General features: G+C 49.1%; 17 protein-coding genes. 12 read left to right on the forward strand and 5 right to left on the reverse strand.

Annotated features, from left to right (window positions below):
- Positions 1-412: 412 nt before the first annotated feature.
- Both ACXAJH_RS16340 and ACXAJH_RS16345 read left to right on the forward strand, forming a co-directional pair.
- On the forward strand, positions 413-700 hold the full coding sequence (locus ACXAJH_RS16340) for a hypothetical protein (RefSeq protein WP_474994565.1): 288 nt from the start codon (positions 413-415) through the stop codon (positions 698-700).
- Between the two features lie 10 nt (positions 701-710).
- Positions 711-1,166: an SRPBCC family protein gene (locus ACXAJH_RS16345; RefSeq protein WP_474967913.1), complete on the forward strand. Its 456-nt coding sequence runs from the start codon at positions 711-713 to the stop codon at positions 1,164-1,166.
- A 429-nt stretch (positions 1,167-1,595) separates the two neighbouring features.
- Here ACXAJH_RS16345 and ACXAJH_RS16350 read toward each other — a convergent pair whose 3' ends face one another.
- Positions 1,596-3,278, reverse strand: coding sequence for a serine hydrolase domain-containing protein (locus ACXAJH_RS16350; protein ID WP_474994567.1), 1,683 nt, complete (start codon positions 3,276-3,278; stop codon positions 1,596-1,598).
- Positions 3,279-3,559: 281 nt separating this feature from the next.
- Here ACXAJH_RS16350 and ACXAJH_RS16355 point away from each other — a divergent pair, with 281 nt between their 5' ends.
- The 7 genes from ACXAJH_RS16355 to ACXAJH_RS16385 all read left to right on the forward strand — a co-directional run bounded on the left by ACXAJH_RS16355 (position 3,560) and on the right by ACXAJH_RS16385 (position 13,162).
- Positions 3,560-4,966 (forward strand): diaminobutyrate--2-oxoglutarate transaminase, encoded by a 1,407-nt coding sequence (locus tag ACXAJH_RS16355; protein WP_474994568.1) that lies wholly within the window; start codon positions 3,560-3,562, stop codon positions 4,964-4,966.
- 91 nt (positions 4,967-5,057) lie between these two features.
- On the forward strand, positions 5,058-6,476 hold the full coding sequence (locus tag ACXAJH_RS16360; protein WP_474994569.1) for a pyridoxal phosphate-dependent decarboxylase family protein: 1,419 nt from the start codon (positions 5,058-5,060) through the stop codon (positions 6,474-6,476).
- On the forward strand, positions 6,463-8,232 hold the full coding sequence (locus ACXAJH_RS16365; RefSeq protein ID WP_474994571.1) for an IucA/IucC family protein: 1,770 nt from the start codon (positions 6,463-6,465) through the stop codon (positions 8,230-8,232). The genes ACXAJH_RS16360 and ACXAJH_RS16365 overlap by 14 nt, the downstream gene beginning before the upstream one ends.
- Positions 8,222-8,800, forward strand: coding sequence for a GNAT family N-acetyltransferase (locus ACXAJH_RS16370; protein ID WP_474967918.1), 579 nt, complete (start codon positions 8,222-8,224; stop codon positions 8,798-8,800). The genes ACXAJH_RS16365 and ACXAJH_RS16370 overlap by 11 nt, the downstream gene beginning before the upstream one ends.
- Positions 8,778-10,109, forward strand: a complete 1,332-nt coding sequence (locus ACXAJH_RS16375; RefSeq protein WP_474967919.1) for a lysine N(6)-hydroxylase/L-ornithine N(5)-oxygenase family protein — start codon at positions 8,778-8,780, stop codon at positions 10,107-10,109. The genes ACXAJH_RS16370 and ACXAJH_RS16375 overlap by 23 nt, the downstream gene beginning before the upstream one ends.
- A 9-nt stretch (positions 10,110-10,118) precedes the next feature.
- Positions 10,119-11,936 carry an IucA/IucC family protein gene (locus tag ACXAJH_RS16380; RefSeq protein ID WP_474994573.1) on the forward strand — a complete coding sequence of 606 codons (1,818 nt, stop codon included), beginning with the start codon at positions 10,119-10,121 and terminating at the stop codon, positions 11,934-11,936.
- Positions 11,937-11,953: 17 nt separating this feature from the next.
- A complete protein-coding gene (locus ACXAJH_RS16385; RefSeq protein ID WP_474994575.1) occupies positions 11,954-13,162 on the forward strand; it encodes an aspartate kinase in 1,209 nt (402 codons plus the stop codon).
- Between the two features lie 33 nt (positions 13,163-13,195).
- On the opposite strand, the gene ACXAJH_RS16390 is transcribed toward ACXAJH_RS16385, so the two are convergent.
- Complete coding sequence (locus ACXAJH_RS16390) at positions 13,196-13,918, reverse strand: thermonuclease family protein (protein WP_474967922.1); 723 nt, start codon at positions 13,916-13,918, stop codon at positions 13,196-13,198.
- 126 nt (positions 13,919-14,044) lie between these two features.
- The gene (locus ACXAJH_RS16395) at positions 14,045-14,794 is read right to left on the reverse strand and encodes a potassium channel family protein (protein WP_474967923.1); all 750 of its coding nucleotides are present in this window, start codon (positions 14,792-14,794) and stop codon (positions 14,045-14,047) included.
- A gap of 122 nt (positions 14,795-14,916) precedes the next feature.
- Between ACXAJH_RS16395 and ACXAJH_RS16400 the strand changes: the two genes are divergently transcribed.
- Together ACXAJH_RS16400 and ACXAJH_RS16405 are read left to right on the forward strand one after the other, a co-directional pair.
- The gene (locus ACXAJH_RS16400; protein ID WP_474967924.1) at positions 14,917-15,156 is read left to right on the forward strand and encodes an indolepyruvate ferredoxin oxidoreductase subunit alpha; all 240 of its coding nucleotides are present in this window, start codon (positions 14,917-14,919) and stop codon (positions 15,154-15,156) included.
- A gap of 104 nt (positions 15,157-15,260) precedes the next feature.
- Complete coding sequence (locus tag ACXAJH_RS16405) at positions 15,261-15,440, forward strand: hypothetical protein (protein ID WP_027953604.1); 180 nt, start codon at positions 15,261-15,263, stop codon at positions 15,438-15,440.
- A gap of 291 nt (positions 15,441-15,731) precedes the next feature.
- On the opposite strand, the gene ACXAJH_RS16410 is transcribed toward ACXAJH_RS16405, so the two are convergent.
- On the reverse strand, positions 15,732-15,848 hold the full coding sequence (locus ACXAJH_RS16410) for a YjcZ family sporulation protein (protein ID WP_160834986.1): 117 nt from the start codon (positions 15,846-15,848) through the stop codon (positions 15,732-15,734).
- A gap of 86 nt (positions 15,849-15,934) precedes the next feature.
- Complete coding sequence (locus tag ACXAJH_RS16415) at positions 15,935-16,528, reverse strand: ECF transporter S component (protein ID WP_474994577.1); 594 nt, start codon at positions 16,526-16,528, stop codon at positions 15,935-15,937.
- A gap of 431 nt (positions 16,529-16,959) precedes the next feature.
- Between ACXAJH_RS16415 and ilvE the strand changes: the two genes are divergently transcribed.
- Entirely contained in the window at positions 16,960-17,862 is a 903-nt protein-coding gene (gene ilvE / locus ACXAJH_RS16420; protein ID WP_474967926.1) for a branched-chain-amino-acid transaminase, read from the forward strand.
- Positions 17,863-17,982 lie beyond the last annotated feature (120 nt).

Here is a 17,982-nt window from a genome sequence, read left to right on the forward strand (position 1 = left end):
TGAACCGGGCTTTTTTTATCTGGAGGAAATGAAAGTATATAGTTCACTTCTTATTAAAAACTAAGGTTTCGAGCTTAAACGTGACAGGTTTTTAAGAAACGATGATACTGGAATGGATGACAGGCGTACCTCAGTAGGATCTGCATACATGTATTGAGCGTCATTTCAGAAAAGGTGAAACCTTTGAAGCATAGGGGGAGAGCTGTACGGCTTATGTACACTTTCAGTTTGTAGAGATAACCCGGCATTCCTGGATTTGTCACGGGCCGGGACGTGTACAGGATTACAAGTGAACAGCTTCCGGAGTGTGCATATCATCAGGATGACAAAGGGCAGACGAAAGGGAGAGAAGCTGTCATGTCTGAACCCGGGTAGGGCGTTGACTATCGGGAAGCTGTAAAGAACGATCCGTATGAAAGGAGGAGGTCGTCTGCTTTTTCTTTTACTCTGTGTTTATGCAGCGGTCATATGGATCAGTGTCGAAAAAACAGTGAGAAAAGGTAAAAAGCGCAGGTGGATAGGGGCAGGAATTGCTCTTTTATTCCTGCTTGTGTTTCCTCTTGCTCCACTGTTCGCTGAAGCGCGTCCGTCGGAGCATGGACTCTCGACGGCGTTTACTGTATTCCTCGTTCATCTGGTTCCAGCCCTTGGAGGCACAGCCTTAACCATTACGGGATTTTTTACGTCCGATGACAACTAGGGGAGGATGTATGCCTGAAATCATTCACTACCAATTCATAAAGGCTCCGGTTTCGCAGGTGTTTGACGCGGCACGGAGCGTTGATCTGCATACGAAGAGCATGACGCAGACAAAAGAAAAAGCGGTCGGAGGTGTAACCGCAGGGTTGATGAAGGAAGGGGACACCGTCACCTGGGAAGCCATTCACTTCGGCGTCCGGCAGCGTTTGACGGCACGGATTGTTTCCATGCAGACGCCCCATCGGTTTGTCGATGTTATGGATAAAGGTGTTTTCCATTCCTTCACCCATACCCATGATTTCATTGAAAAAGGTGAAGGGACGCTGATGGTGGATACGTTTGTTTATCAATCGCCCCTTGGTATCCTGGGACGGCTCGCTGACCGGCTGTTTTTGGAGAAGTATATGACAAGGATGCTGAAAAATCGGGCAGTGGTTTTAAAAAATGAGCTTGAAAAAGACGGATGACCTCAGTCATCCGTCTTTTTCAGGCTGTAGAGAAAGAGAATATATGGTATCTGCTGCGCTTACCGAATGAAACATTTACGGCCACGTTCCGCTTATCGGCTCGTGCCGTTCCCGCAGGCGTCACCACCGAACACTCCTCGTGACCTAACCAAGTGAATGTTAAAATTAGTTCCCAGAGTGTCTGGGTGGAAGGGAGTCTTTTTTTGGTTCCGGAACAAGCGTCGTTCAATTTTCTCCTCCGAAAACGGTCGGCCGAGGCCGCGTAGAGTTTGTCCCGAGGAGTCTTGGATGTTCGTCCGCAGAAAGTGAAGGTGCGGAACTCCTGCAGATACTGGAAAAACAAAAGGGCTCTCTACAAGCTGAGACGGATGACACCATGTCATCCGTCTTTATTTTGAATAAAACCCCGTGGGTGACAGCGGATGGTTGTTAGTATTTCCTCTTTTCCCATTCTTCGCTGGAAAAGGAGAGGGGAGTTCCATTCATTTCAGCCCCATGGATATACCATCCGCGGTTGTTGACGGAGGTATCCGTTTCGTAGGTGAACCGGACATATTTCGTTTCTGCCGGAATGGTAAGAGATTTTTCCTCCCATGCCTGGCTTCGGCCTGTAAGGGACAACACTTCTTCCCAGCTGCTGCCGTCTGTAGAGGTTTCTATTTTTCCAAAATCGAAACCGCTCTCGATTTGGTGCCATGTGGAGAACGAAAGGGTCCGGTCTTTATAGAGGTTGACTTCAGCGGTCATGGAACGGGATAACTGGTCACCATAGCCGGCGAACCACGTCTCCTTCTTCGATTTTGGTGCCGTTACCGGGATAGCATCGGCAACGGTTCGGGCGAAGACCCGGCGGGTAGGAGAGGTGGAAACCGTCTCCCTGGTCGGATGGACCCGGTTGGTTAATAGAATCGCAATCGTCTCGTTTTCTGGATTTACAACGATGGATGTTCCTGTATATCCGGTGTGGCCATAGCTGGATGGAGAAGAGAGGGCATCCATAAACCATCCCTGCTGGAGTTCCCAGCCAAGTCCGTGATCATCGCCGGGGAACTGTGGAATCCGGTTCTCTGTCAGCAGATCAACGGTTTCAGGTTCAAGAATCCGTGTGCCCCCGTACTTGCCGTCGTTTAAAAACATATGGGCAAAAACTGCTAAATCGGAAGCGGTTGAAAAGACTCCGGCATGGCCGGCAACGCCGTCCAGAGACCAGGCACTTTCATCATGGACCTCCCCCCATACCAGTCCCCGGTTTGTCCATGGCTGGTATTCCGTTGCAGCAATACGGTTCTTCAACTGTTCCGGTGGATTGTACATGGTGTCACTCATTCCAAGCGGGGCTGTAATTTCCTGTTGGACATAGGCATCCAGTTTCATGCCGGACAGCCGCTCCACGAGCGCGCCGAGGGTAATCATGTTGAGGTCACTGTAGGTGTATGTAGATCCCGGAGCATTTTCCAACGGGTATTGAAAAACATGCTGGAGGCGGTCGTTACGATCACCTTCTACTTGATAGAGGGGGATCCATGGCTTAAATCCAGAGGTATGGGTCATGAGCTGTTCGATGGTAACTTCTTCTTTTCCATTGGCTGCGAATTCAGGGATGTGTTTGGCCACAGGGTCATCCAGATTGAATTTTCCCTGCTCGTAAAGCTTCATTGCTGCTGTTGTCGTGAAGATTTTGCTGATGGAAGCCAGGTCAAAAATAGTGTCTTTGGTCATGGTGATGGGGTGGTTTGTTTCTGTCCGGTCTGCATCTACATAGCGGACCGCATACCCGTAAGAGCTTTCTTTGACGATGTGTCCGCGTCTGGCAACGAAGGCTACGGCTCCGGGCATGACATCATTGTCGACAGCGGTCTGCAAAACGTTATCCATATGCTTTAGTGGTTCTGTTCTCATTCCTGCACCTCGAATCGATCCTGGATGTAATACGGGAAGCGACGGAAATTGGCGGTCCCATGAGTAGTTATTGGACGAAGATTTTCCCTGCTGATACGGGTTGGCTTTTGGCGGATTTTCTATACTCGCTTCCGGGGCAGCACCGACAGCCCCGGAACATAATGAAGCACCAAGGACACTTGCAAGCATACATGATAGCGCTTTCTTTTTCATTGCATACCTCCTTAATTTTCCATTGTCTCTTTCATCATAAAAGACATTCATATAGATGTCTATACCACTTTCGGCATGATTGTTGAAAATATTGGCAGATAGAACAGACTATAGGCCTCTTTGCAACAGGGGGTCTTTTCAGCTAATTATCAGAAAAATCATCATTTTAGGAAAGTATGGAAAACCCTTATATGGCAGTCTTTATGAAAGAAATATAGGACTAATTGATAATGATAATGGTTATCAATTAGTGTTGACAATGAAAATCATTATCAACTAAGATGGCATTGGATCAACAACACGACGTTAAAGGAGTTGGAAACATGAGTGTACATACAGAAGTTTCAAATCATCAGCTGTTGGAACAGCAGGAGAAGAGAGAATCGAACGCCCGGTCCTATCCGCGACGCATTCCACTGGCGATCAAGGAAGCGGAAGGCATTCATATCACAGATGTGGAAGGACGGAGATACATCGATTGTCTGGCCGGCGCGGGAACGCTTGCTCTCGGTCACAATCACCCTGTGGTGACTGCGGCGATGGAGAAAGTCCTTCATGACCGCCTGCCTTTACATACATTGGACATTACCACCGAAGTTAAAGAAAGCTTTGTCGATGAGCTGTTTATGAGTCTGCCGGAATCATTCCGTGAAAGGGCGAAAGTGCAGTTCTGTGGTCCGACAGGAGGAGACGCGGTTGAAGCAGCGCTCAAGCTTGCTAAGACCGCGACAGGAAGGCAGAGTATTTTAACCTTCCAGGGAGGATACCATGGCTCCACACATGGAACGATGTCCATCAGCGGCAATCTCGCTCCGAAGCAGCGGGTGCAGGGACTTGTTCCTGATACCCATTTCCTTCCTTACCCCTATGATTACCGCTGTCCATTCGGCAGAGGTGGCGAAGAGGGAGCTGAGCTGAGTGCTGCCTATATCGAACAACTCCTGGATGACCCGGAAAGTGGAATCCTTCCTCCAGCTGCAATGATTTTTGAAACAGTTCAGGGGGAAGGAGGATCGATCCCGGCCCCGGTTGAATGGATCCAGGAGATGAGGAGGATTACGAAGGAACGGGGAATTCCGCTGATTATCGATGAAGTTCAAACAGGCATCGGCCGAACGGGAAAACTGTTCTCGTTTGAACATGCAGGGATTGTTCCGGATGCTTTCGTCCTGTCCAAAGCGATTGGAGGGAGCCTTCCTCTTTCCGTTCTCATCTATGACCGTGATTTGGATGCTTGGGAACCGGGCGCGCACATTGGAACCTTCCGGGGCAACCAAATGGCGATGGCGGCAGGGACCGCAACTTTGAAATATGTGAAAGATCATCGGATTCCAGATCATGCCGAGCAGATGGGAAGGATTTTGATGCAGGCTTTAAATGATATCCAAAAGGAATACCCTCAGCTGGGGGATGTCCGAGGCCGCGGGTTGATGATCGGAGCTGAAATCGTAGACCCAGCAGGTAAGGAATCTAAGCGGGGCAGCTTCCCGGGAGATGGCAGGCTTGCCAGCCGTATTCAAAAGGAATGTTTTGATCGAGGACTCATTTTAGAGGTAGGAGGTCGTCACGGCGCTGTCGTCCGTTTTCTGCCGCCGCTGATTATTACGAAAGAACAGGTGGAGGAAGTTACGGATATCTTCCGTAAAGCTGTTGAGGCAGCAGTGAAAGGATATGTCCATGAGGACTGAATCGAGGAAACAGACTGATCTTTTTGAATCCTTTTTCCTTCACCAGGAGGAAGAGAGTCTCCGGGCATTTCAAAGTCAGGTGGAGACGGTCATGCAAACATTTACGGAAACATTCAAGCAGGCGGATCATCCCTTCTCCGGCGCACAACCGGAGGAAATCCGCAGGCAGATCGAGGCCGTCATGGATATAACAGAAGAAGCACGCCCTTTCCAAGATGTGCTGAAGGAAGCAGTTCAGCCTGTCATCCGCGACAGCCTGCATGTCTCCCATGAAAAAAGTATGGCACACCTGCACTGTCCCCCACTCCTTACGGGAATTGCCGGTGAACTGCTGATCGGAGCTTTGAATCAATCGATGGACTCGTGGGACCAGAGCCCTGCCGCTACTTATGTAGAGGAGGCCATGATCCGGTATTGGACATCCAGGGCAGGCTACGGCAATCAGGCGGATGGCGTTTTTACCAGTGGAGGAACTCAATCCAATTACATGGGACTGCTGCTGGCGCGTGATGCTTTCTGCAGGAAACAGTGGAACCATAACGTTCAAAAACAGGGGCTTCCGGAAGGCTTTAAGAAGCTGAGGGTCCTTTGTTCAGAGGAAGCTCACTTTTCCGTGAAAAAGTCTGCGGCACAGCTTGGTCTTGGAGAGAACGCTGTCGTTTCCGTACCAGTCGACGGAGAGCACCGGATGAACAGTTCTGCTCTACGGCAGATCATAATGGAAATGGAAGAACAGGAACTGCTTCCTTTTGCCGTTTTTGCTACTTCCGGAACAACAGATTTTGGAAGCCTTGACCCATTGGAGGAACTGGCAGACATCTGCAGGGAAAATGACATCTGGTTTCACGTTGATGCCGCTTATGGAGGAGGGCTCCTTCTCAGCAGTCACCGTCATAAACTGGCCGGTCTGGAGCAGGCGGATTCCATGACCCTCGATTTTCATAAATGGTTATACCAGCCAATAAGCAGCGGTGTGTTTCTACTGAAGGATTCCAATCATTTCAAATGGATTTCCCATCATGCCGATTATTTGAACCCGGAACAGGATGAACAGGAAGGCGTTCTGAACCTCGTCAACAAGAGTGTCCAGACGACCCGGCGCTTTGATGCATTGAAAATTTTTCTGACGTTGAAAACGCTCGGCACAGATTTGATCGGCAGTATGATCGACCAGACGATTGAAACAGCCCGGCTGGCGGCGCAGGAAATGACAAGGCGGTCCGCTTTTTATCCGGCAAATCCAGAACCACAGTTGTCGGCCGTCGTCTTTCAGTACAGACCGGATGATGGTGATGGGGACGTGGATCGCTTGAACCGGAAACTGCAGCAGGCGTTATTTCAGGACGGAAGAGCGGTGGTGGCGAAAACGAAGGTCCATGGAGAAACCCATCTTAAGCTTACAATTTTAAATCCGAGAACGTCGATCGATGATGTGAAGGACGTCCTTGATCGTGTCGAACAAACAGCAGCACAGCAGATGACAGGAGGGATCCACCTTGATAAGAGCTGAAGAAAAAGCAGAGCAGGCTTCGATGCAGAGTTTTCTCAATTGTTATTTAAGAGAAACACAGGAATATGAACGAATCGATACAGAAGATCATCCATTCCGGGAAGAGGGGCAGACCGTGCTTCGTCTGTCTCTTGGCAGACAGGACATTCACCTATACGTAAACGTGGACTACTGGTCCTTGACAGGCCGACACCTTTTCCGATTTCCGGCTTTTTACAAAACAGGCCGAACCGGAGATTACCAAACACTGGATTACGTGACGATGACGACACTGATTGTCAAGGAATGGCTCATCGGCAACGGCCGGGAATGGTCTGAGGACGAACTGGTGCTGAGGGTTCTGCTCAGCTGCAAAAAAATTAAAGGCTATATCAAAAAGCGTGAGGGGGATCGGGAACAGCTTTCTGATGAGTTCTTTACATTTATAGAAGCCGAACAGTCGCTCCTTTTTGGTCATCTTCTGCACCCCACTCCAAAAAGTAAGCAGGGGTTGACAGATGGAGAGGATGACCTTTATACCCCGGAATTGAAAGGCCGCTTCCGGCTTCACTATTTCAGCGCAGACCCATCCATCGTCACCCAGGATTCCAGTCTTTCCAAACCGGCTGTCGAGTGGATCAAAATAGATGCCCTCAAAGGGGAGCAGGCAGAAAGAATGATAGAAGAATGGGAGAAAGGGCGGTACCTGATTCCGCTTCATCCGCTGCAGGCTGCTAAGGTTCTCCAAGAAAAAGAGGTTCAGGAACTGCTGAATAAAGGGCTGTTAACGGACCTCGGGCCGGCAGGTGAACCGTTCACGGCTACTTCTTCCTTCCGGACGCTGTACAATGAATCCTCCCGGTTTATGTATAAGTTCTCGGTACCTGTGAAAATTACAAACTCCCTCCGTGTCAATCAACCGAAGGAACTGGCGCGTGGCGTGGAAGTATCGAGACTGCTGGATACAGAGCTTGGAAGCTGGATGAGGGAGAAGTACCCGGATTTTCATATTATTAAAGACCCTGCCTCTGTGAACGTGGTGACAGGCTCAGAGGTTTCCGGTTTTGAAGTAGTCCTCAGGGAAAATCCGTTTTACGACGATGAGGCTCAGGTTACAGCGGCTGCTGCTCTCGTTCAAGATCATGCCTATGGTGAAAAAGCAAGGCTGGCGTCGATCATTCACGGTCTCGCAGAAAAGGAAAAGCGGACACTGGAAGAAGTCAGTATGGATTGGTTTGACCGTTATTTATCCATGAGCCTTGATCCGGTGCTGTGGCTGCTGTCCAATTACGGGATTGCACTCGAAGCCCACCAGCAGAATTCCCTTGTACGTCTGAAGGAGGGGTATCCTTCTCAGTTCTATTACAGGGACAATCAGGGGTATTACTTCAGTCGTTCTTATGGTGCAAAACTGTCCAACCTGCTTCCATCCCTGAATGAGGAAAGTGACACCATTTGTGACGATGAGGTGGCTGAAGAGCGGCTCCGCTATTACTTTTTCTTTAATCATTTATATGGACTCATTAACGGATTCGGGGTGAACGGTCTTGTAGAGGAGGAAAAGCTGATAGATCTGCTGCAAAGCCGTTTGGCCGCATGGCTGCCGATGAACGTTGTTCGAACCCTGCTGGAAGAAGAGCAGCTTCCATGTAAGGCCAACCTGTTAACACGTTTGTATGATATGGACGAGCTTGTTGGTCCGATGGAATCCCAGTCTGTGTATACGAACGTGCATAACCCATTGGCTGCAAAGGTGGGCGCGCATCATGAGGTTTGATTATGAATTCTATGATCCTGCCATCGCGCGCTCGCTGGCATTCAGACAGGTGCAGGAAGAGGACGGCCCGCTCATTCATACATGGATGAACGAGGAGCATGTGCATCCATTCTGGCAGCTGAACCTCCCTTGGCCGGAATTTTACACCCATTTTCAGAAGGCAGGGAATGATCCTCACCAAACGCTTTATATCGGATGTATGAACGGTACTCCTATGAGTTACTGGGAAGCTTACTGGGTGAAGGGAGACGTGGTGGAGGGCTGTTATAATCCATCTCCCTATGATCAGGGCATCCACCTTCTGATCGGCGAAAAGGATTTTCTTGGCCGGGGGTACGCCCTGCCGTTATTAAAAGCCATGGTGCAGTTTCAATTCAGGCACCAGAATACAACAAAGGTCGTGGCTGAGCCGGACATCCGCAATGAAAAAATGATTCATGTTTTTAAGGCGTGTGGATTCAGGCCGGTGGCACCGATTACGCTCCCTGATAAAGAAGCCCTCTTGATGTTTTGTGAGCGGGAAGAGTTCGAAAGGAGATGGAAAGATGAAGCCTTCCTACGTATATGATGTGATCGGAGTGGGTCTTGGCCCGTTCAATTTAGGGATGGCGGCGCTGCTTGACCCTGTTGAGGACGTCTCTGCCCTCTTTTTCGAAAAGGAAGAGGAATTCAACTGGCATCCGAACATGCTGATTGAAGGCACGACCCTTCAAGTCCCTTTCTTTGCCGATCTTGTCAGCATGGCGGATGTCCGGAGTGAGTACAGCTTCCTTCATTACCTGCAGGAGCATCAGCGGCTCTACCATTTTTATTTTTTGGAGAAATTCCATATCCCCCGGAAAGAATACAACGCCTACTGCCGCTGGGTAAGTGGATGCCTCACGTCCTGCCGCTTCGGCCGAACCGTTACCCGTGTGGACGTAGTAGAAAAGGAATCCGGCGCTGTATATGAAGTAGGCGTCCTTCAAGAGCAGACGGGGGCGGAGGAGGTGTACTACGCAGAGAATGTGGTGATCGGAATTGGTACACAGCCATACATCCCGCCTGCTTTTCAGGAAACTCTCGGAGATACGGTTTTTCACACGTCCGAGTATTTAGAGAAGAATATCCGTCCGGATCAGTCGATCGCTGTCCTTGGATCCGGTCAGAGCTCTGCGGAAGTCTTCCTCGATCTTGCCCGCAGCCAGCAGGAAACCGGGGGGCGTCTTCAGTGGTATACAAGATCGAACGGATTCTTTCCTATGGAATACTCCAAGCTCGGTCTTGAATACTTCTCCCCCGATTATATCGATTTTTTCTACGAACTGCCGCAGGAAAAGAAGGATGCGCTTCTGAAGGATCAAGGGCTGTTGTATAAAGGAATCAGTGCTGAAACCATTGCGGATATTTATGATCATTTATATGAACGGACGATTGGAGGAGCGTCCCCGGACATCCACCTTCAGGCGATGACAGAACTAACATCCATCCATTGGGAAAACGGACGGTGGACACTGAGTGGTGTTCATAGGGTTAAGGAAGACACGGTAGAGGCAGAAGCTGATGTGGTCGTGTTAGGCACGGGTTATCAGCCGGCGGTACCTACTTTTCTCCAGTCGATTCAAGACAAGGTCTTATGGGATGAACGGGGGCGTTTTCAGATTGAGAAAACCTATGAATTGAAAACGACGCTTAAGACACAGGGGAGTGTTTTTGTTCAGAATGGTGAACTTCACTCCCACGGGGTGGGGGCTCCTGATCTTGGTCTTGGCGCGCATCGGAATGCAGTCATTATCAACAGAATTGCCGGCCGGGACGTGTATCCGGTACAGGTCGAAAATGTGTTCCAGACGTTTGGAGCAGTCAGGAAGCCGGAACATTCAAGCATGAAGAAATGAGGGATGAACATGTATAAACAAGCGGAAGTTTCCAATAGTTTCAACGAAGCGGACTGGAAAGCGGTCAATCGGAAGCTGATGGCCAAGATGCTGGCCGAATATATGTATGAAGATATGATCCGTCCGGAATTGATTGCGGAGAATGGAAAGACGAAGAAATTTGATCTCCACGCTTTGGGCGGAAAAGTGTATACGTTTGAAGCCGTCAGCCGTCTGTTTGACAGCTGGGACGTGAAGGACGCATCCATAACCGTCAGACACGGCCAAGAAGTAGAAGAACCGGACGATGCAGTTCAGCTTCTGATTGATCTTAAAGATGCGATTGGCATGAAGCCGGAAACGACCGGGCATTTGATCAAGGAACTACAGGCGACATTAATGGCGGACGTTTACTTGAAAAGAAAGACGGACCGGACATCCCGTGATCTGATCGATCTCGATTATGCGGAACTGGAAGGATATATGGAAGGCCACCCGTGGATCACTTACAATAAAGGCCGGATTGGCTTTGGCTATGATGACTACTTGAGGTATGCGCCGGAACATCAGGAAGAAATCCTTCTATCCTGGATTGCTGTGCATCACAGTCTCGCTGAATTCCAGGCTGTGGATGGACTTTCCTACAAAGATCTGCTGGAAAAAGAATTGAGCCAGGAAGAAAGAGAGCGGTTTGCCGCCGTTGTGAAAGAAGAAGGGAAGAATCCAGACGATTATTATTTCCTCCCTGTCCATGAATGGCAGTGGAAAAACACCATTGTCCTGCATTTCCCAGGCGAGCTGGCACAAAAGACCATGATCCCGCTCGGTGATGGTCAGGACAAATACCTTCCACAGCAGTCCATCCGTACGTTCGTCAACCGAAGCGAAAAGGATAAGCACCACGTGAAGCTTCCAATGAGTATTTTGAACACACTGGTCTACCGTGGTCTTCCTGCCGAACGGACACGGATTGCCCCGAAGGTGACGGCCCTTATCAAGGGGATGTATGAGAAGGATGATTTTCTTAAGCGGGAGTGCCGGGTGATTCTTCCTGGAGAGAACGCCAGTATCAATGTAGACCAGCCCCACTTCGCGTCTGTGAAAAACGCCCCGTATCAATACCTGGAAATGCTCGGGACAATCTGGCGTGAAAGTATTTATACATATGTGGAAGAGGGGGAGCAGCCCATTACACTTGCAGCGCTGCTTCATAAAGACCATCAAGGCACCCCTTACGTGCAGGCGCTGATTGAAGCGTCAGGCATGGATCCGGAAGCATGGATGCGTCAATTTTATAAAGTGATCATGGATCCACTGCTTCACTTCCTATATCAATACGGGACGGTTTTCAGTCCGCACGGGCAGAATACCATTCTTGTCCTGAAAGACTACAAGCCTCACCGCCTGGCGGTCAAGGATTTTGTCGATGATGTCAATGTGACGGATCAGCCGTTCGAAGAATTGAAGGACCTCTCTGAGGAAATGAAGGAAGTGCTCCGCAGTGAACCGCCCGAAGGATTGACGCAATTTATTTTTACAGGATTGTTTATCTGTCACCTCCGCTACTTAAGCGACGTGCTGGAAACGCATGAGCTGTTGACAGAGGATGTGTTCTGGGGCCTTCTGGCAGAGGCGATCCAGGATTATCAACGGAAGTTTCCGCAGCTGGAGGATCGGTTTGCATTGTTTGATTTCTTCAAGCCGACGATGACCAAGCTGTGCCTGAATCGAAACCGTATGGTTGATTACGGATATGAAGATGGTGAAGACCGTCCTCATGCATCGGAATTCGGTCAGGTAACGAACGCCCTGGCAGCCTTCAAGAATGAAATGGAACAGATAACCTGACGGAAAGAGGGATCATGGTGGAACTTGTCGTACAAAAATATGGAGGCACATCCCTGCAGACAACGAAGCGGATGACTGATGCGGCAGATCGGATTATCAAGGAAGTGAAAAGAGGCCGTCAAGTCGTTGTCGTTGTTTCTGCTATGGGCAGAACGACAGACAACTTGACCGCTCTTGCCGGACAAGTTTCCTCCCGTCCTGCAGCAAGAGAAATGGATCTTCTCCTTTCTACAGGGGAGCAGGTGTCGTGTGCATTAATGGCGATGGCACTGAAGGCCGGGGGAGTGGAGGTCGAAGCGCTGACTGGAGCACAGGCCGGAATTAAAACGGATTCCAGCTACGGTGAAGCCCTTGTGAAAGACGTCGACCCTGAACCCATAAGGCATAGACTCAGGGAAGGAAAGGTGGTCATTGTCAGCGGTTTTCAAGGCTGTCCCGGAGGCCATGAAGTGGCAACCCTCGGGCGTGGAGGATCGGATACGACAGCAGCGGTGCTGGCTGGTGTCCTGAAAGCGGACCGCTGTGAAATTTTCACGGATGTGGACGGCGTTTATACCGCAGATCCAGGAACAATCACAGGAGCGCAGAAATATGAACAGTTGGATTACGAAAGCTTGTCTGCCCTTGCAGAGCTCGGCGCATCCGTTGTCCACCCGAGAGCTGCGGCTGCAGCGGAAGCCTGGCAGATCCCTTTGGTTGTCCGTTCAAGCTTTACGGAGCAGGAAGGGACGACCATTCTTCCAAGGACCTTGAGTCCCCATTCTTTTCCTGTGATAGGAGTGACTTATGAAACAGGACTATCCCACTTCTCTATCCATAGTGGGATAGATGTGAGGGAATTGCAGAGAGAATGGAAGAAAGATTTGCGTCCTTGGAAAGCGGTTCAAAAAATAAAAAACCGTCTATACAGAATTCTTGTACGTGATGAAGATGCATATGATACAAAATCCTGGCTCAACCAATTCGGTGGAAGACCGGAGGGGATAGTTCCTGAATATTATGACGGGAGGGCCCTCGTGCATGTCATTTTCAGATCCGAGGAAGACAAGCAGAAAGTACGCTCGCTTATGAGGAATCTTCCATGTCTTCAAGATGGTTTTGTTGTAGAAATTCAGCCGCATGTCTGGACGATTGATGTTCCTGAGAGTCACAGGATAGAAGTCTGTCAGGTCCTTCACGATCGTTGTATGGAAAAGGAGACAGCACGTACATCAGCTGTTCATTAAAAAAATCCGGTCTCCGTGGTGAGACCGGATTTTTTAGGACAGGCTTTCACAGACCCGTCCATCCTTGTCGGACCCATCCAGACGATGGGGATCCTGTTCAGGTCCGCCGGCGTCTTCATAAAAGGTCTGGGCTTCTTCTTGTGTATGAAAGTCCGAGCAGTCCTTGTCGTCCCCTTCGGGCGGGGCTTTGTGGCTGGAAGAGCTGCTTTCATTCTGTCCGTCTTCAAAACCTTCTGCAAATCCGTCCTCTGTCACGTATCCCGGGAGACTCCAAATCCCCTTTTTATGGTCGGAGGCTTCCTGCTCCGCATCCTTCAACTTCCCGGCATGCGTATAAGGAGGGTCATAGACATAGGCATAACGGGCAAGGCCTTTTTCCAGCAGAAGTTGATTAAAAGAGGTATCCTCGACCCATATGTAGGCAAGCAGCCGGTCGTACTTGTCACGCTCGGGGCCGTCAAACTCCAGCTGAACTTCTTTTCCCGACAATGTTTCCTTCGCGAATTGACTCGCTTCTTTTCCATAGGGCTGCACAGGTTTGCCGGGATGGACGGTCTCAGGTGTGTCCACCAGCAGCAGGCGCACCGTTTCTTCTTTGCCGTTCCACTCTATATGCAGCGTGTCCCCGTCGACAACGCGGGTGACGACGGCCGTTTCAAGCTCGCCGGACGTCGTTTCTACCGCCTGGCATCCAGCAAGGAAAAGAAAAGTGACAACGAGCATGAGAGGTTTGATCCATGAATGTTTATCGAGCATAAGATGTTCTCCTTCCCCGGTCATCCTCTGGTTTTATTCTACTTTTCTTTAGACGCTCCTTCAATGGACGGGAAGACCTGAATGTGGACGGCCGGGATTCGTACATAAAGAAAACGGAGGGAGACGTTAGTGACGCCTCCGTCCGTTTTCTTTATGCTTGATTTTTTCTTCTGCATGCTCCTCGTTCATTTCTGTAAGAAGAAATACGAGGCGGTCGCGTTCCTTGTTGGATAGTTCATCATAACGGTCGAGTTCCGATTGGATATAGCGGATCGTGTGGTGTCCATCCTTCGGTTTCTTGACGAAATAGGTGGTAATGGAACCGGTAAGCATCCCGATCAAACCGATCCCTATGACCATCAGGAAAATGGCGACGAGCCTGCCGGAAAGTGTGGAAGGGGCGATGTCTCCGTAGCCGACGGTTGTGACTGTCACAATCGACCACCACAAACCGTCGGCATAAGAGTCAATATTTTCCTCCGCATGCCGGATAATGACGGAAGAGGCAAACAGCATGACGGATGAGAACAGGAGGACACGGTCCAGTCCGTTTGTCCTTAGGATTTTAAGCAGGTGGGGGAAGTGCCGCCGGACAATGAGCAGCATTCGCAAAAGACGGAACAGCCTGGCCGCACGGGCAAGCTGAAAAATGCTCTCTAAAGGAATGGCGGCAATGACTTCAAGCGGATGCTTTTTTATGTAATGCAGTTTATCCTTTGAACGCAGGATCCGGATGGTAACGTCGACGAAAAACAGCAGCCAGACAAACCGGTCCAGGAAGATGGCAGCCGGATGGTCCGACCATAAATACATGACGGATAGTAGTGCAAGTGTGAGTAAAACGGTTTCGTAGATGACGGCCCATTTTTTTACCATCAGTAAAATCCCTCCCTGAATGCGTGTACGTCCTCCTATCTATTATAAATCGGTCTGCCGAGTTGACAACCTGCCTGTTTCTTCGAGAAACTGGGACTATATGAAAAGAAGGAGAGATACATATGGCATTTGTCATTACACAGCCCTGTGAAGGCGAACAGGCAGGAGAGTGTGTCAGTGTCTGCCCGGTCGACTGTATTGAACAGGGGGAGGACCAGTACTATATCAATCCCGATATCTGCATCGACTGCGGAGCCTGCGTGTCGGTGTGCCCGGTGGATGCGATCGTTGAAGAGTATGAGATGAGGCCGGAGGAAGAACCATATCTTGCAAAGGCAGAAGCCTTCTTCGGTGTCGACTGACGCAGGGAAGCTGGTAAAATAAGTATTGTTAGTAAGCAGGAAAACCGGGTAGACAAAGAGAAGTAATGATATAATCTTTTAATCTTTGTACAGGAGTTGATTGGATGCTGATGTCGGCTTATCCGCCCGAAAAATCATTCGAGGACAGGTATGCTTTAATTGACCACCTGAGAAATCTCGGCTACACCGAAGACCTGCTTGGAAAGAAAACGGTGGAGATGACGCTGCCTGAACTGCAGCAGATCTACATCAATCTGGAGTATCAAAGAGAAGAGCGTGCGTAGGAAAAGCTGAGGGACCTGCAGGGTCTGTCGTTGCGTTTTGGTTTTAAGTTATATTGAAATAGAATTTGGTTTTAAGTTATATTGAAATAGAAAAACCGGAGCGGGGAGCTCCGGTTTCAGGGGAGACATATACAGGTAGAGTTCGTTTCATGCCTCGATGCCATTATAACCTTTTCTATATTAAAAAAACAAATATCCACTGTCAGTCAGTGATGAACGAACCAGAAGGTGGTGAATACCTCTGGTTCTTTTTTGTAGAGTGGAGAACAGACGTCCGTTCTCCATCATCGATTAATAATAAAACGATGCACCTACGATAATCAACAGGATGAACAATACGACGATTAGAACGAACGTGCTGCCATATCCGCCACCGCCGTAACCGTAGCCACCATAACCACAGCCCATGCTTTTCACCACCTTTTTTTCAGCTATATCACAAACTATGTAGAAAAGGGGCAGGAGGGCAGGGCGGATGCCCGGGGGCGGCCGGGTTAAAGGTCAGGCAGCCGTCTGTTCACCAGCCGTAAAAGCCTCAGCGCAAGCGGAAGACCTAAGGCATAGACCGTGCAGATTTTTATGAAGTTAAAAGGGAGAACGACAAAAACGACAGCCGTGCGAAAGTCACGGGCAAACGGATTGAAGGCGGTAAACCCCTCTACATAAACAGACTCACTCACACCGATAAGGCTCATCACCACAGGCAGAATGAAATAATAATGAAGGACATACATCCAACATAGGAAAAGAAGGACCGATACCATCAGGCTGAACGGGTCGACCTTCTTCTTTTTTTTGAAAAAAGCCCCCATCAATCCGACAATCAGCGATCCGGAAAGGAAATTGGCGAGCTGTCCGACGGGAAGTCCGGCGTAACTTCCATGAAGGAGGTAGTCGGCAGCGTTTTTCAACAGCTGTATGATGATCCCCGCCCCTGGACCGAAGACCGGCGCACCAATAAGGGCTGGAATGTCACTGAAATCCATCGTCAGAAATACGGGAAAAAAGGGGAGCGGGAATTTCAAGTAGTAGAGCACAATACGGATGGAAGCGAGCATTGCTGTGCCGCTCATTTTTGACAATGACATAAGGGAATTCCTTTCTATACAGATGTTTATTCATACCGGGATTTCATACCCCGGGTCACATGAAATAAACATGCGGTTTCTTTTCTTTTTTCTCTCTTCAGGCCCGCCATGGAGATAAAAAAGAAAAAAAGAAAGTCTTTCTAATCGGGCGAAGTCAATCATCTCAACGGTGTAAGCGCTTTACGAATTCATTGAATAATTGGAGTGTTCAGAAAATTTAACGAAAACCTGTTGACCTTCTGTGAAAATCCGTTTAGAGTAGTCCTCAATCAACCACATCGATTACACCCAATCGTCCGGTTGGTTCATGTGGAAGCCCTGAACTTGGACCCTGTATAAGTGGAATATTCACCTTCTTAGAGGGTCCACATTTTCTTTATCATTCTTTAACTATTTCAAACATTAAATAATAAAAGAAAGGAGTGCTGAGGATGAGCAGCCAATGGATTTATATGAGCGGCGAGTACGTGAAGAAAGAAGAGGCCGTCGTTTCTGTCTATGATCATGGTTTCTTATATGGAGATGGGGTGTTCGAAGGCATTCGCGTTTATGAAGGCAACATTTTCAAGCTCGATGAGCATTTAAACCGCCTTTATGATTCAGCGAAATCGATCATGCTCCAAATTCCATATGAAAAGGAGGAGCTTGAGGAAATTATCGCAGAGACGGTCCGCCGCAACCAGCTGGAAACGGCTTATATCCGGGTTGTCGTTTCAAGAGGATCAGGCAATCTTGGTCTTGACCCATCCAGCTGTGCAAATCCGCGTCTGGTTGTCATTGCTGAAGCACTCGCTTTATTTCCAAAAGAACTTTACGAGCGGGGAGTCCGGCTTGCTTCCGTATCAAGCAGAAGAAACCGGCCGGATGTCCTTCCACCGCAGGTGAAGTCTTTAAACTACTTAAATAACATTCTTGTAAAAATGGAAGCGAATCAGGCGGGCGTGGATGAAGCGCTCATGCTGAATGATCAGGGGTATGTAACGGAAGGCTCCGCCGATAACATTTTTATTGTTAAGAACGGGACCATCTTTACACCACCAACCTATCTTGGTGCTCTCGAAGGAATTACAAGAAATGCCATCATGGATCTCGCAGAAGCGAAGGGGTATACCGTGAAGGAGCAGCCTTTTACACGCCACGACGTGTATGTCGCAGATGAGGTCTTCCTCACTGGAACCGCTGCAGAAGTCATCGCCGTCGTCGAAGTTGATCAGAGGCAGGTAGGAAATGGGAAACCGGGTGTTGTGACCAACCATCTCTTGTCCGAGTTCAGACAGGTAACAACAACAGATGGTTACAAGGTATACGGCAAGAATCAGGCGCACGTAAGCTGATGCAGCGCATTTTGACAACTGAATCAACCTAAAACAATGATAGGAAAAAGGGATAAGGCCTTGTATTCACAGAGAGCCGGGGTTGCTGGAAGCCCGGAAATACATCTTATTCTGACATCA

The organism is Halobacillus sp. ABD4_316 (assembly GCF_056161385.1).